Here is a 14,846-nt window from a genome sequence, read left to right as displayed (position 1 = left end):
CATCGTCCTTTTCTTAGAAATAGTCACTGAAATAAGCTTCCATATTTGGAAGAATCAATTCAAGTGTTTTAAGTGTTTCATCATCTGTTTTGATTCGTTCGATCCTTGCAAGATAAGAAGGGCGACGATAATTCATCATCAAACAACTTAATGTTTGAATGGACAACTGAACCGATTGTCCGACAGGTTCGTCCACGACATCCAATTGTCCGTCTTCGTTCCAGACCAACCCAAAAACACCATTGTTCCATGAGGCGATAGGGTCCTCGACAACAAAGTGGAAAGGTTTCGCAGTAGAAACGAAGGGGAATTGCTTCAGAAACTCTTTGACATCTACGATTCTCGCCATGTAATAAGGCTCGATCTGTTCTTTTATTTGACTATCTTCAATCAAGAAAGCCAGTGGCTCATTTTTGTAGATGTCACCGTGAACCCAGTAAACCATTGAAAAGTGTGCTGAAATAAAATTCCATAAACCATTCCGAGCTTCTTGATTCAAGTAAAACATCTCTTTAACATGGAAAATTTCTTCAGCGACCCAATAAAATAAAACACCAATTGGTTCATGCTCTTTCGTATAGTAGATCGCAGCTGTCCGTTCCTCTTTATTTTCAAATCGCCAATATTCTTCCCAATGAAATTGGCTACGAAACAAAGCACCGTGATTTTGAGCCGCAAACTTCTGATACACTCGGTAAACATCTGGATGATCTACTGGTAATCGTTCAACCATTCCATCCACAGGAACATTCTTCGGTAATTGGGTATCACGAATTTTAAATGTCAACTTATCAGACATGATTTCCCAACCCTTGCGTCGGTAATAAGGCACGCTATAGGGATAAAGATAAGAGATCCATTGTTTGTTTTTGCGCATATTATCTAACGCAACCAAGATCAAGTCTTGCATCAATCCATGATTTGCATATTCAGGATACGTTCCAACACCGGTAACGCCCCCCATTTTGTAGGGTGTGCCGTGGATGTTAACTTCACATGGATAGATCGCAATTTGAGAAATCAATTTGTTATGGTGGAACCAGCCAAATACTTCCGATAGTTCCAAAATTGGGCGCTTGGAGCGAATAAATGCCCCTTTGCTTTCAAAACCACTTTCTTCGATGTCTGCTTCTGTTACTTGAAAGACATAAGACAATAACTCATTGAATTGATCAACATCTTTTTCAGTAACAGGTTTTAATTCAAGATTTTCTCTGAAATCTTTTTCATCCATTCTTTCATCTCCAATTATTTACTTGTTATTAGTATAGCAAATTTTCATAAAAAAAACTTCTAAAGCTGACTAGGTAAAAAGTCTTTAAATTCATGCTTTTCATTGATATAATGAGAGGTGCTGATTAAACGAAAAGAGGAGACGCTATGGATATAAAAAAAATGAAACAACGACAAGAGCAAATTCGAAATTTTTCGATCATTGCTCATATCGACCATGGAAAATCAACGCTGGCCGATCGTATTCTGGAAAAGACGAACACTGTGACGTCTCGTGAAATGCAGGATCAGCTATTAGACTCAATGGATCTAGAGCGTGAACGTGGAATCACGATTAAATTAAATGCTGTCGAATTGAATTATACAGCCAAAAATGGCGAAACCTATATCTTCCATCTAATCGACACCCCTGGGCACGTCGATTTCACTTATGAAGTATCAAGGAGTTTAGCAGCCTGTGAAGGTGCGGTATTAGTAGTTGATGCGGCACAGGGAATCGAGGCTCAAACATTAGCAAATGTTTACTTAGCTTTGGATAATGATCTGGAAATTTTGCCAGTCATCAATAAAATCGATCTTCCAGCTGCTGATCCAGAACGTGTACGACAAGAAATCGAAGATGTTATCGGAATCGATGCCAGTGAGGCAGTCCTGGCTAGTGCTAAAGCAGGAATTGGGATTGAAGAAATACTTGAACAAATCGTTGAATATGTACCAGCCCCATCAGGCGAGCTGGATGCTCCTTTGAAAGCATTGATCTTTGATTCCGTGTACGATAGTTATCGAGGAGTCGTTCTGAATGTTCGAATCACAGACGGCATGGTCAAACCAGGCGATAAAATCAAATTGATGAGTAACGGCAAAACATTTGATGTGACAGAAGTGGGAGTCTTTTCACCAAAAGCTGTTGCTAGAGATTTCTTAATGGTCGGTGATGTAGGGTATATCACGGCAAGCATCAAAACGGTCCAAGACACACGAGTAGGGGACACAGTTACGCTGGCAGATAATCCAGCAGAAGAAGCGCTACCTGGATACCGTAAAATGAATCCAATGGTTTACTGTGGATTATATCCAATTGATACTTCCCGTTACAATGATTTGCGTGAAGCACTTGAAAAATTACAACTAAACGACGCAGCACTACAGTTTGAACCTGAAACCTCACAAGCCCTTGGCTTTGGCTTCCGTTGTGGATTCTTAGGTTTATTACACATGGATGTAGTCCAAGAACGTTTGGAACGTGAGTTCAACTTAGAGTTGATCACAACCGCACCTTCTGTAATCTATCATGTGAATAAAACAGATGGGTCTATGACAGTCGTCGATAATCCAGCAGATTTTCCAGAACCAGTAACGATCCAAGATGTTGAAGAACCTTTTGTGAAGGCACAAATCATGGTTCCAAATGATTTCGTTGGTGCAGTGATGGAATTATCCCAAAGAAAACGTGGAGAATTCATCACAATGGATTATTTAGATGATTATCGAGTGAATGTCGTTTATAATATTCCGCTTTCTGAAATCGTTTTTGACTTTTTCGATAAACTAAAATCCAGTACGAAAGGTTATGCTTCCTTGGATTATGAAATGTCCGGTTATCAAAAGAGCAAGTTAGTAAAAATGGATATTTTATTAAATGGAGAAAAAGTCGATGCGTTAAGTTTCATCGTTCACCGAGACTTTGCTTACGAACGAGGAAAAGCAATTGTTGAAAAACTGAAAAAACTAATTCCACGTCAACAATTTGAAGTGCCGATCCAAGCAGCTATCGGACAAAAAATCGTTGCTCGTTCAGATATCAAAGCATTACGTAAAAACGTCTTAGCAAAATGTTATGGTGGAGATGTCTCACGTAAACGTAAACTTCTTGAAAAACAAAAAGAAGGAAAGAAACGAATGAAACAAATCGGTAGCGTCGAAGTCCCACAAGAAGCCTTCATGGCTGTTCTGAAAATGGACGAGGACGAACCGAAGAAATAGCAAAGGGTCTAGCCATTGAGCTAGACCTTTTTTATCTGTTTTTCCCACGGTTTTCCCAGGCTCTTTGTCAAATGATGTTGGTAAAGAGAAATCTTAGAATAATTTGGGCAGAAAGAAGAAAAACTTCTTTCTGTTCTTTTTATTTGGTTAAAATAGTTTTACCGTGTCGAATCATGATCTGTCGTTTGAAATGATAAAAATTTCGAAACCCATAAGCATTGCTTTTAATACTTTAATATGGTTGTTTAAACATTCTAGTGGTCCGTTTGAATAACTGTAGCGGAGGGCGTTTTGGGTCTGCGGCAGAAACTTTTTAAATGTTCGCAAAGTTGTCGCATAAGTTTCAGGTAGCTGGCTGACTTCTCTGGATAAACAGTCCTCAAATAGTGAATGATCTCTTTTCTTTTTAAGATTGATGACATCTATTTAGAGCTACTTGAAAGAGTAGCTCTTTTTAGTTGCTTTTGATTAATCTATTTTATAAAAAATAGATTGTATTTCTATTCTGCCATTTTTGGTTAAATATAATGTTTTTTATTATTAGGTAATATTTTTTATATTAGATATAACAAAAACAAATAAAAAAACTTAATTTAATAGATTATAATTATAATGTGCTACAAGATATTTCATGTTGTATTCGCATTATTCAGGTTAAACTATGTAGCACAAAATAAATTTCGTAGTAACTACGATCAACCTCACAAAGATCTCCTGTATTTTACTGCGATTTATTATCTATGAGACTACTCATAAGAGTAGTCTTTACATAAAAAACTAATAAAGAAGGTATCACTATGTATTATGTAGAAGTACAAACACGAGGAGTAAAAAACAAACAATATGTCAAAAGTGTAATCAATAATTATCCACTATTAGGATCATGGAAAGAGGCTGAACCATTTTCAAAAGAATGTGCATTGCAAATAAAATCAGTTTTAGAACAAGAACTAATTTGTGGAAAAGCAATAGTCAATATAGTAGAAAAGTAAAATTTATTAAAGTTTTAAGTAAATGATGTAATATTGTAATTAGTGGTGTTAGTCATTTATTATCAATTTTAATTTTTTCATCCTTTAATTAATCATTCTAAATATTTACTCCAAATTTTGTATTAAAAAGTGTATCAAGCAGTTATCCTTGTGTTACCGTTGCATCCGTGTTATAGTAAACAAGTAATCTAATTTGAAACGTAATCTGAGCGATATATTCACACTATAAAAACTCCTTTTACCAAGTAATATTAATTGCAACAAAACACATATTAGGAGGAAATATATATGAATAACGGTACAGTAAAATGGTTTAACTCAGATAAAGGTTTTGGATTTATCACTGGTGAAGATGGAAATGACGTATTTGCACACTTCTCAGCTATCCAAGGCGATGGATTCAAAACATTAGATGAAGGTCAAGCTGTTTCTTATGATATTGAAGAAGGACAACGTGGACCTCAAGCGGTAAATATCGTAAAATAATGTTGAACTTTAACCATCTCAATCGAGGTGGTTTTTTTATATAATGGCTCATAACCGTCCGGTCGTATCTTCGAGTCCTACAGGGTAAAAAATATTCTATTAAAGAAGAAAATTCGCCATTTTTTCGCCCATTTATAAAATATCAATTATTATTATATGAGTATCAGCAAGTATTAAATAATAGGCTCTTGCTTAATATGAAAGTTGGTATAATAGGATTTATAATGATGTATAGATATTAGAAAAACTTTATGAATAACACAATCTTATAGGAAGCCTTCATGGCTGTTCTGAAAATGGATGAGGATGAACCGAAGAAATAGCAAAGGAGCCTGGGACAAAACTTGTCTCAGGCTCTTTTAGTATCTCTAAAACGAATAAACGGTGAGACAAAAGCAGCATCTTCGGAAATAAGCCGAAATTTACCAAAAATTTGAGAAGCAATTTTCGGAAATTCCTTCTTATTTCTTGATGCTAAACACTTTTTGTCTCAACCTCTTTTTTATCTGTTTTTCCCACGGTTTTCCCACATGTGAAAGGGAAGGATCAAAGGCATTATCGTGTAGCATTTTTTCAAAAATATCAAATGAATCAATGTTTTTTCAATAAAATCACAAAAATAGAATAGGGTATATAGGAGGAAAGAATAAGGAGAGCGATCTTTTCGAGATGAGGATGAATCGAAAAAATAGTAGTGATTGTTTGAAAATAGTGTAAAAATTAGATCATGTTTACATAGATTTGCCACCGGTGTTTTTTTGGTGGCAAACCTCAAGCGTTCTTTCTAAGTTCAACCGTTTCATTTTTAAAAAAGAAAAATGTTTAACCTTTGATTTTTACCTTAGATGAACCACTAAAGCATTAATTAGACATAGTAAGGCAGGCAACAATTCTGTGCAAGGTATGATTGTATGTACCTAACCAAAGAAGAGAAAAGTAGGTGAGGTAGCTGAATAAAACGGATGTCCCACTTAAGAAGAAACGTCCAAGTTATTCTCTAGGTGATGAGATGATAGGGAAGCTCGAATGACTTTATGAACAGGATAAAAAAAACTGAATAAGCGTATCTATCCTTCTGATACATTAACGAAAATTATTAATGATGTGATATGAAGTAAGAAAAGCTTTTGAAAATTGAAAACAGCAGTAAGGGGTGGAGACACAACAGGCATTTATTTAGAAAAAAGATAATCAACTAGTGATTATCTTTTAGAAAGTTACCAATTAATTTGAGGACACTGCTAGAAAATAAGATAAGAGCAAATCCCAAAATATTTATGAAAAGGTTGAAATCAAAAAAATAGCATTAAGTATAACAAGAATCATTCCGGTGTATACCAATATATTAGTGTTAAGTTTGCTGAGAAGTGTCATGTTTTTTCCTCCCTATCACTTTAAAAAAAGTGTATCTCTTATTAAATTTATAGTCAATGCTCAGTGAGTAATGTAATTAAATAATCGATAAAATAGGGGAATAAGAATCAAAATTGAAAGACGGATTTTATAAAAGTGCATACAGAATTGGGGGATTGGTAGCAGATCTTCCAACTAAAAATTCTAAACAACACAGAAAGTAAAAGTTGGTGATAAGAGTCGCTGTATTCCAAGAAAAGATTTCCCTTGGATTTTCTCATTTGTTGGTGAAGTAAAAAAAATAGATGCCTATTCTGCAATGGTAAAAATCATATCTACTCATGTAGAAGATGTTCATTTAGTTAATGTTTACAGAGTAAGAACGATTATTCCTATGGAAATAATCGGGGTGTTAAAGACCTGAAAAAAATCAAAAGTTCGTTTGATATTATAAGAGATTTATTAGGATGTACTTTTATTCTTGCTCTCATTCTTATGTTTGTGAGGATTTAATGAAACTAGTGTCGAATTTTCAAAGAATGGATTATAAAACCAGAAGCTGTTGAAGCCTACTATACAGGCTTCAACAGCTTCTAGCTATTATTTTTCACAAATAAAAATAATTCTTTGAGTAGATCATTTTGGATTTTTTCATTTCTAGCAACTACAATATTTTGTTCGTCATTATCATTTTCTAAATCCATGATTTTGATATGGTACTTATCTTCTAAAGTTCCGTCATTCATTCCGGAATATAAGAAAGCCAATCCTTCTCCCGTTGATACCTTTGATAGTCCTTCGTCAAGAGATTTCACGTAGGCATTTGCTTTTACATTGAATCCATGTTTAACAAACTGATTAACGACATAATCAACAATCATAGGGGAGTGTTTTCTTTCCAGTAAAACAAAGGTTTCTTGACTCAATTCTTCAAAGTATAATTTGTTTTTAGCGCTTAGTGGATGACGAATAGGCAAAGCAAGCTGTAAATGATTCTGAATAAATACGAATGTATCGATATTATTTGTGTGTTTAAAATAAGGTGATAAATTAAACACTAAATCATATTGATCATTTAAGAGCCCCTCTGTCAAATTCATCGGTGTATCTTGCTTTATCAAAAATTTAATGGTTGGATGACTTATTTTGAACTGTTCAAACAGTTCATACATTTTACCCATATTAAAGCTTGAGGGATAACCGATTTTTAATAATTGAGCAGATTTACGTGTTTCTATTTGCTGATCAAACATGTGTGTCAGATAATCTACTCGTCTTAAAACATCGGTTGCTTCACGTAAGAACTGTTCACCGGCACTTGATAATGTAAGGGTATGTGTGTGCCGAATGAACAATGCAATACCTAATTCAGCTTCTAACTCTTGTATTCGCCTGCTTAAAGTAGGTTGAGACACATACAATTTTTGTGCAGCTCTTGTAAAACTACCTTCAGCAGCAACTTCAACAAAGAATCTTAAGGTTGATAACTTCATAATGACTCCATTCTGGTAAAGATACTATGGTAGTCTTAGTATAAAGTTAACACGTCAGTTTCACAAGTTTTTCTAAGAATTGTTTGAAGTTTGCATAACAGGTAATTGTAGATAAGAAGCATACTCACCGCCGGTATGGAGAATATGTGCTCCTTTATTATCCGGTATACAGCCAGGTGTTCCAGGCATTACTGATCCGAGCTCATCTTTGGTGCTTATAACGATTCGTAAAGTCTCGCCAGCTTGGTAAGAAAGGCCAATTGGACTTAAACTGATATCCAAATCAACAATTTCTTTTGGAGACAGTTTTTCAACTCGGTCAAAGCTGTAAGCAGGGATTTCATCAGTCGCTTGACTATCAAGATGGCGCATGGATGCACGTAGTCGACCCCAAGCACCTTTATATCTCAACGCAGAAGCACCTTCTTGCGTAAAATCTTGAAGGGCAGCACCATGATTAGGAACTACAAATTCACTTAAAACATTTCCGAATGTATCCAATTTTTGAACCCATACAAAAACATCCATATCATCATAACCATCGACCTCAATGAAGAGTTTCACTTTCGGATAGCCAACAAAGTGGGTTTCTTTATCAAAGGTCATCTGGAAAGAAGTACGACCAGGTAGATTATCTGCTAGATATTTGACAGGAAGGTCTGTAGGTTCAGGTGTTTCTTGTAAAGAACGAAATTGTCCATTCATGTAATAGCGTTTATTTTCGCTAGTTGCCGGTGGGAAAGATTCTGCTGGAATATCTGTTTGGTTTCCACCTTGAAGATCTAGAAGAGAATAGCGCACAGTTGGAGTGTCTGGCCAGCCATTTTCTTTTCCCAGTAAATAATAATCAAAGAATCGGCGCAACTCTTCAGTATTGCTTTCATCATAATAGTATGGCCATTCTTGACGATCATGGATACGAAGCCACTTTTCTTTCGATCCTAAAGAACGCCATGAGCGGAAGGTTCCTATTGTATGCAAAGTATTTGAATAACTTGCAATAACAAAAGCTGGCACGATGATTTTACTTGGATCAGCTACTTTGTCTTGCCAAAGTGCAGCATTTGCTAATGGATAAGCAGTCATTTCTTTTGTTAAATCTTCGCGTTTCGCACCTGTTGCGCTAACATGATTGACTTGTAATCGTTCAATAAAATTTTTATCAGGAATTCCGCCAATAAAAGCCAAATCACGATATCCGTCAGCAAGCCCTTCAGTAGGATTGATACAAGTTAAGTGTGGAGGCTGTTCGGCAGCAATATACCATTGCGAAAAAGCTAGATAGGACGTTCCTGTCAGGGCTGTTTTTCCATTACTCCAAGATTGAGAAGCCAGCCATTCAATCAAATCATAGCCATCTTCTGCTTCTTGAGAGCCAATCATCGTAGTATCGCCTTCACTATGAGCGATACCACGCATATCAGGATTACAAACAGCGTATCCGTGCGTACACCAATAGGCTGGATCAGGTGCTTCAAACTTCGTTAAGCCAGAATTCCAATGATTGCCCATACCTAACATGTTGAATAGGTTTTTATAACGAGGTGCGGTTCCGGCACTTTTTCCATAAGGGCTCCAAGCAATCAGAACAGGTACTTTTTCATCAGTAATCGGTAAATAAATATCGGTATATATTGTCACCCCATCACGTAGTTTGACAGGGACATCCTTCAACATTTTGATATCACAAGATAATGGCTTGAATCCTTCTGCGATCAGTTGTCCTTTCTCTAAAGTTATTTCTTTTGTCTCAAAAGGACTAAGGACACCGTGTTCAATCCCATTATCAATGTATTCGAATGATGGGCTAAAGCACATTTCTTCAGTAATTTTTGCAGTCATTTTTATTACCTCCAATTAAATAGTATGAATCAATTAAACTGTTTTAATTATAGGAGGTAGTATTTCAGAAGTAAAATTGTATTTTTGGATAGTCATCCACCAATTTTTTGTGTTATTCAAAAAATGAATAGATTCCCTAAAAATGTAACTAGCTAGTTAGATTCTGTAAAAAAGTCAATATATGAAAAGTTATTCTTTTCACTATGATTGATCCCACTAGTGAAAGAATAAATAGAGCAATGATCATTTTTCTCAAGCTGGGGTAGTTGATATCGTTATTTTGTAAATGCAAAAAAATCAGATGGATAAGTCCCCTTTTCTTGCAGAGCTATACTAAGAAGACTGCTAGGTTATGTTAGAAGATAAAGCAAGAGTATCATAAATAGATTGATTGATAGAGTCAATCATTAATTGACGGAGTTGATAAAAATCATCTTTGCAACCGTCACTAGTTAAAAAAGATTTATTGATTCGTCCCAGTGACATGGAATTATTACCTTTTAGCAAACCGGAAATGATCAAACTAACGATCGATGGACGATTCGGTAATGCTATAAACAAGACGATTACTGGGATACTTTGATATAGCTGGCAAAGACGGTGTAATCAGCCATCGGTATAAGCAAGTATACTATCAGAAGGCATATGCAACACAATTCAATAATACATTGACCAAATCAAATGTGATCAAAGCATTACAAGGATTTTTTGAAGTCAAACAAGATGGTTTGCTCGGGCAGGATACAGTCAAAGCCTTACAGAGATGTTTAGGAGGGTGTGATCAGTCCTCTTGCAGATATAGTGACGTAGACTAGCAAAAAAATTATAAAAAAGCACTCATCCTTTAGTTGGTTGAGTGCTTTTTTTGTTCATTAAGATATCCAACTAGACCATCAAGATTCTTTTCCACCGCTTCTGCCAATAAAAGCATCGTACCGATTTTGACATTTTTCCAATCATCGGAATTGTTTAAACGGGTTAGACTACTCGCTGTGATACCTGTTTTTTTACTGACTTGATAGTTGCTTTTGAAACCAAAGTCTTTTTTGTATTGATCAAACCAATTCATATTATCACCTACTTAAATTTATAAACTAGATATCTTAATCCACTGATAACTACCGCTATTATTGAAATAAATAAGAGCAAATTCACTATATGGTTCATAAAATTATGCTAGATTGAAACCGAAGAGGGGACCCCCTTGATACTTCTTTAGTTGACTTTCGTATTTTGTTTTCGTCTTGCTGTGTCAGAGCTGAGGAGTAGTTACGATATTGACTAGAGAAGCAATTCATTTTTCCAGCTTTTTTTCACCTCCTTAACTCTATTTATATCACACTATCAATAGTATCGGAATTCAATATTTTCCTTTAATAAAAAGATAAACAAGCCCGAAAAACAAGTTATTTATACAACTAGCTACTTGAAAGTGTAAAAAATAAGGAAAGGGTTTATAGAATCATAACCAGTATTCCTGTAAACAGAAGTAGATCTAAAAGCATGCGTGAACGTTTATTGGCGATTCAAGGTTTTATATTTTAGTAATTGATCGTAGTTTTATAGAAAAAAACACAAAAATGTCTCTTATCTAGGGCTTTTTATTTTGGACAAAATATTATAAATAATGTTACCCGAATGGTAGATTTTTCTGATTGTCATGGGAGAATGGATTTAGCTTTGTGACTTGAAAAATGACTCGTTATTTTCATATGAATTGATCGTAAACCAGTGTATGCTATAATCCAAAACGTTAACGAACAATGTCTTTTGAATGTTAAGAAAGTTAAAAATATTTAAATTGGTGGTGATTGAATGCAAACTTTTTTGACGAAATCCTCCCAAAAAAAAGTGAAACTAATTCACTTTTTACTTGAAGCGGACAATGGGTATACGATGGATGAGATACAGCAATATATAGGAGGATCTGTTAAATCAATTTCTCTTTATATGAAGGAATTATCAGAGCTGTTTGAACAGTTTAATGGGAAAATTGTTTTACAAAATGAGAATAATCAGCGCTTTTGTATCCAAAAGGAAGAAGACTTTCCCATATATAGTATTTATCTTCCCTATTATAAAGAATCATATAATTACCAATTAATTGATTTTATGTTCAAATATCCCGAAAAAAGAATCGAAGACTTTGCAGAAAAACAATATACGAGTACATCTACCGTTTTTAGATATGCTAAATTATTAGTTCCTTACTTTAAAAGATACAAGATCGGTTTTCACTCGTTTAAACTGGAAATAGAAGCCGAAGAGATCAATATCAGAAGTTTTTATTACTATTTTTATTGGGAATCAACACGAGATGGTCACTGGCCCTTTTTGATTGATTGTGACAGGATCATGAAGTATGTTCAATGTTTTGAAAAAACCTATGGATTTAAATTAGATGCTTTACAAACGAAAACGCTGAGTTTTTGGTTAGCGATTATACTTGAAAGAACTAAGAAGCAGAATATTTCGCTAGATGAAGAGGTGAAATCAACAATCGAGAGTGATCCAAACTTTGAATTGGTCTCGATGTGGTTGAAAGAAAGCCAGTTGCTATTGCCAGACAATGAACGATATTTTCTATATCGGGTAATCTATGCTTTCGGTATTGTTGAGGGAAAGGTGTGCTATGAGCAACAAGCAGTGCGTGCTCATACAAAAAGTCAAAGTTTAGCCTATCGTTTAGTAGAATTGCTCAGTTGTTCGCTAAAAGAAGTCTTTGATTACGACTTTGATCGAAGGAACCAGAACCATTTGTTTAGCTTGATTGCGTTTTATGAAAGAAGCTGTTTTTTCTGGGGGAATCCCGATGTTTTTTTCAATAAATCATATATATCTGAAGTAGAAAAGCTTGATCCTCAAATTTGTCGAATAGTTCAGAAGTTTTATGACTCAATGATACAGATAGCTCCCACAGAGTTATTACCCCATTTAAAAAACACGCACCAGCTGTTTTTAAATTATTACTATTTGCTGGATTATTATGGACTGTTACTCAAAAGTATTCAACCAATAAAAATTTTGCTCACGGATGATCTACATCGTCCTCATCGATTATGGTTAATGAATAAAATCAAAACATTGTTTAGTAATGTTTATGCTCTTTCTTTTTTTGATTCTGAAACCAAATTTGAAGAGGTTGATTTAGTGATCTCAAATTATTTCTTGGATACGAAAAATACACCGTTACTGTTAATGAAAAACATTCCGACAGAACGTAACTGGCGAAATCTTGAAAAAATTTTATATGAGTTGCATAGAGAAAGAACTACAAACAAATAATTAAATACTTATCAACAATCAAAATTTTCAAGGGTTTATTTGGCAGAATCTGAGACATAAAACTCACACTTTATTCTAAACGATGTTTAAGCATCAGCTCCTTGAAATAAGCCGAAGAATTCCAAAAATAGGAAAACTGTCTTTGGATTCTCCGGCTTTTTCTCAAATCTGGACATATCACGACCTCTTTTTAATTGGAAAATAGATTGAGTCAATCAGTACTTTTGGATTTGATCGTAAATGGCTTAGCTGAGAATAAGTCGAATTGGCACCTGTTTTCAATCAATTATTGCAGTATCAATAGGAAATCAAATGAGAGACGAAACGTTTTTCAAAAAAGTACTTCTAATTTTTTTCCAGATTCCGGAATTTTTTTACTGTTTTTTTCCTCATCAAGAAGTGGAAGAATAGTTGTAGTCGCAATTGCAGACTAATTTTTATTAGGAGGAAGAGAATTATGAAGAAACAAGTTGTTAGTATAGCTGGACTTGCCTTATTGGCATTAGGGACATCTAGTTCCGTGGTTTGTGCAGCTGAAAATGAAGGACTAACAAGTCAAGTCACAAATAAAACAAATGTAACTTTGAAGGAAGGCTCGGGTAGTGATGTTCAGCCAGTGGTACCAGATGATACCCATGATGACGATCCAAGCACAGGAGCGAAAGGCTCATTGTCTATTCCTTTCGCATCAAACATTACTTTTGGTGAACAAGAAATCCAACAAGGAGATGCGGATTATTTTGCATTGAATAAAAAGCCATTTGTCCAAGTGAATGATACTCGTGGGGGAGCGAAAGGCTGGACATTAGGTGTATCTATCTCACCATTTACTTCAACAGATAAAGATCACTCGGAGTTGACAGGCGCACAGCTATCTTTAAGCAATGGTCAAGTAGTAACGAAAAACAACTCATCCAAAGCACCTCATTTGGTAGAGTCAAAAGATCATACATTTGTACTAAACGAAGTCAATCAAACCGTTATGTTAGCTCAACCAGGCGAAGGTGCAGGGGCTTTTGCTGCAGTATTCGAAGGAACAGATGGCAAGAACGAAAATGTGAAATTACATGTTCCCCGGGCAGGTGTGGAAGCAAAAAATTATACAGCTGAGATTACTTGGACGTTAAGCGATGCTCCAGTATAAATTTAGGCCGGGATGGGGCTGGATAGTCTCCATCCTTTTTATGACAAGTTTACTGTTTGCTTGCCACTCTGCCTCAGTTTTTGCTGAAAAAACAGAAGTGAACTTTGAAGCTAAGGCTGTCTTGCCAGAGAATCAACGTTCAGAAGTAAGCTATTATGATCTTAAAGTTGAGCCTAACCAGTCCCAAGAGTTGACGATAAAGCTTAAAAATACCAGCTCTGAAAAGATAAAAGTCAAAGTAGCAGCCAATAATGCGACTACCAATAAAAATGGGGTGCTAGATTATTCACAACATGATCAAAAATTATTAGGTGGTCCTTCTTTAGAAGAACTGATTTCAGGTCCTCAAACAGTTGAACTGAATCCGAATGAAGAAAAAGATGTCGTGTTTCAATTAAAGATTCCGTCAACTGGATTTGAGGGGACGGTTCTGGGTGGTTTTTATTGCTATGAAGAAAAGAATAAGGTAGAGGATCAACCAGCTGGATTTAGCTTAGCAAATAAATTTGCGTATACAATTGGTATCCAACTCCAATGTTCAGACAAAAAAATTGCTCCTGAACTAAAACTCTTGGAGGCGAAGCCAGGACTAGATAATGGTTATTTAACAGTCTATGCAAAACTGGCAAATCCACAACCAATGATTATGAGTCAATTGGATCTTCATGCTTTCATCACAAAAAAGAAACAGAAAGAAGTACTACACGATGTTAGTAAGCTGGTTTCTTTAGCACCACGAAGTACCTTCAAATTACCGATTAGTTGGGAAAATGAACCTTTAAAAAAAGGAGAGTATACGTTAACTACCGTTTTGAAAGAAAAGTCGGGGAAAGTTTGGACGTTGAAAAAAGACTTTACGGTAAAAGGAAAAGATGAAAGTCTTAACAACAAAACGGTTAAGCTTAAAAAATCGAAGAACAATAACTACCAATACTTATATGGGGGGCTAATTGTTTGCTTACTCATTATTGGCTTGTTACTGTGGCATATTACAAAATTGCGAAGGAATAAAGGAAATTAAAGGAAGTGGCACAT

General features: G+C 35.2%; 10 protein-coding genes and 1 pseudogene. 6 read left to right on the top strand and 5 right to left on the bottom strand.

Translation table 11 applies throughout. The annotated features are described in order from the left end of the window. Nucleotides 1-13: 13 nt before the first annotated feature. Nucleotides 14-1,234, bottom strand: a complete 1,221-nt coding sequence (locus IGK21_RS07230; protein WP_096710282.1) for a GNAT family N-acetyltransferase — start codon at nt 1,232-1,234, stop codon at nt 14-16. A 146-nt stretch (nt 1,235-1,380) separates the two neighbouring features. Between IGK21_RS07230 and lepA the strand changes: the two genes are divergently transcribed. Continuing rightward, a complete protein-coding gene (lepA, locus tag IGK21_RS07225; RefSeq protein ID WP_010737667.1) occupies nt 1,381-3,216 on the top strand; it encodes a translation elongation factor 4 in 1,836 nt (611 codons plus the stop codon). 139 nt (nt 3,217-3,355) lie between these two features. Here the strand turns inward: lepA and IGK21_RS07220 are convergent. Then, nucleotides 3,356-3,639: pseudogene (locus tag IGK21_RS07220) on the bottom strand (transposase); the annotation flags it as partial. 374 nt (nt 3,640-4,013) lie between these two features. On the opposite strand from IGK21_RS07220, the gene IGK21_RS07215 reads away from it, so the two are divergent. Together IGK21_RS07215 and IGK21_RS07210 are read left to right on the top strand one after the other, a co-directional pair. Next, a complete protein-coding gene (locus IGK21_RS07215) occupies nt 4,014-4,208 on the top strand; it encodes a hypothetical protein (RefSeq protein ID WP_010719054.1) in 195 nt (64 codons plus the stop codon). 288 nt (nt 4,209-4,496) lie between these two features. Then, on the top strand, nt 4,497-4,694 hold the full coding sequence (locus tag IGK21_RS07210; protein WP_010718754.1) for a cold-shock protein: 198 nt from the start codon (nt 4,497-4,499) through the stop codon (nt 4,692-4,694). A 1,946-nt stretch (nt 4,695-6,640) separates the two neighbouring features. Here the strand turns inward: IGK21_RS07210 and IGK21_RS07205 are convergent. From IGK21_RS07205 to IGK21_RS07195, 3 genes are all read right to left on the bottom strand, one after another. Further along, on the bottom strand, nt 6,641-7,540 hold the full coding sequence (locus IGK21_RS07205) for a LysR family transcriptional regulator (protein WP_161651727.1): 900 nt from the start codon (nt 7,538-7,540) through the stop codon (nt 6,641-6,643). 72 nt (nt 7,541-7,612) lie between these two features. Continuing rightward, a complete protein-coding gene (locus IGK21_RS07200; protein ID WP_053766825.1) occupies nt 7,613-9,382 on the bottom strand; it encodes a CocE/NonD family hydrolase in 1,770 nt (589 codons plus the stop codon). An 844-nt stretch (nt 9,383-10,226) separates the two neighbouring features. Further along, nucleotides 10,227-10,451 carry an XRE family transcriptional regulator gene (locus IGK21_RS07195; RefSeq protein ID WP_094940216.1) on the bottom strand — a complete coding sequence of 75 codons (225 nt, stop codon included), beginning with the start codon at nt 10,449-10,451 and terminating at the stop codon, nt 10,227-10,229. A 746-nt stretch (nt 10,452-11,197) separates the two neighbouring features. Here IGK21_RS07195 and IGK21_RS07190 point away from each other — a divergent pair. The 3 genes from IGK21_RS07190 (at nt 11,198) to IGK21_RS07180 (ending at nt 14,832) form a co-directional block, all read left to right on the top strand. Beyond that, a complete protein-coding gene (locus IGK21_RS07190) occupies nt 11,198-12,667 on the top strand; it encodes a helix-turn-helix domain-containing protein (protein ID WP_181915012.1) in 1,470 nt (489 codons plus the stop codon). Between the two features lie 457 nt (nt 12,668-13,124). Continuing rightward, nucleotides 13,125-13,811: a WxL domain-containing protein gene (locus IGK21_RS07185; protein ID WP_010719065.1), complete on the top strand. Its 687-nt coding sequence runs from the start codon at nt 13,125-13,127 to the stop codon at nt 13,809-13,811. Beyond that, nucleotides 13,798-14,832, top strand: coding sequence for a DUF916 and DUF3324 domain-containing protein (locus IGK21_RS07180; protein WP_181915011.1), 1,035 nt, complete (start codon nt 13,798-13,800; stop codon nt 14,830-14,832). Before IGK21_RS07185 ends, IGK21_RS07180 begins: the two co-directional genes overlap by 14 nt. Nucleotides 14,833-14,846 lie beyond the last annotated feature (14 nt).

Origin of the sequence: Enterococcus sp. DIV1421a (genome assembly GCF_051711025.1) — a bacterium.
Classification (GTDB): Bacteria; Bacillota; Bacilli; order Lactobacillales; family Enterococcaceae; genus Enterococcus_B; species Enterococcus_B hirae.
The sequence above is the reverse complement of the archived record's forward strand: the minus strand, read 5'-3'. Positions and strand labels throughout refer to the sequence as shown.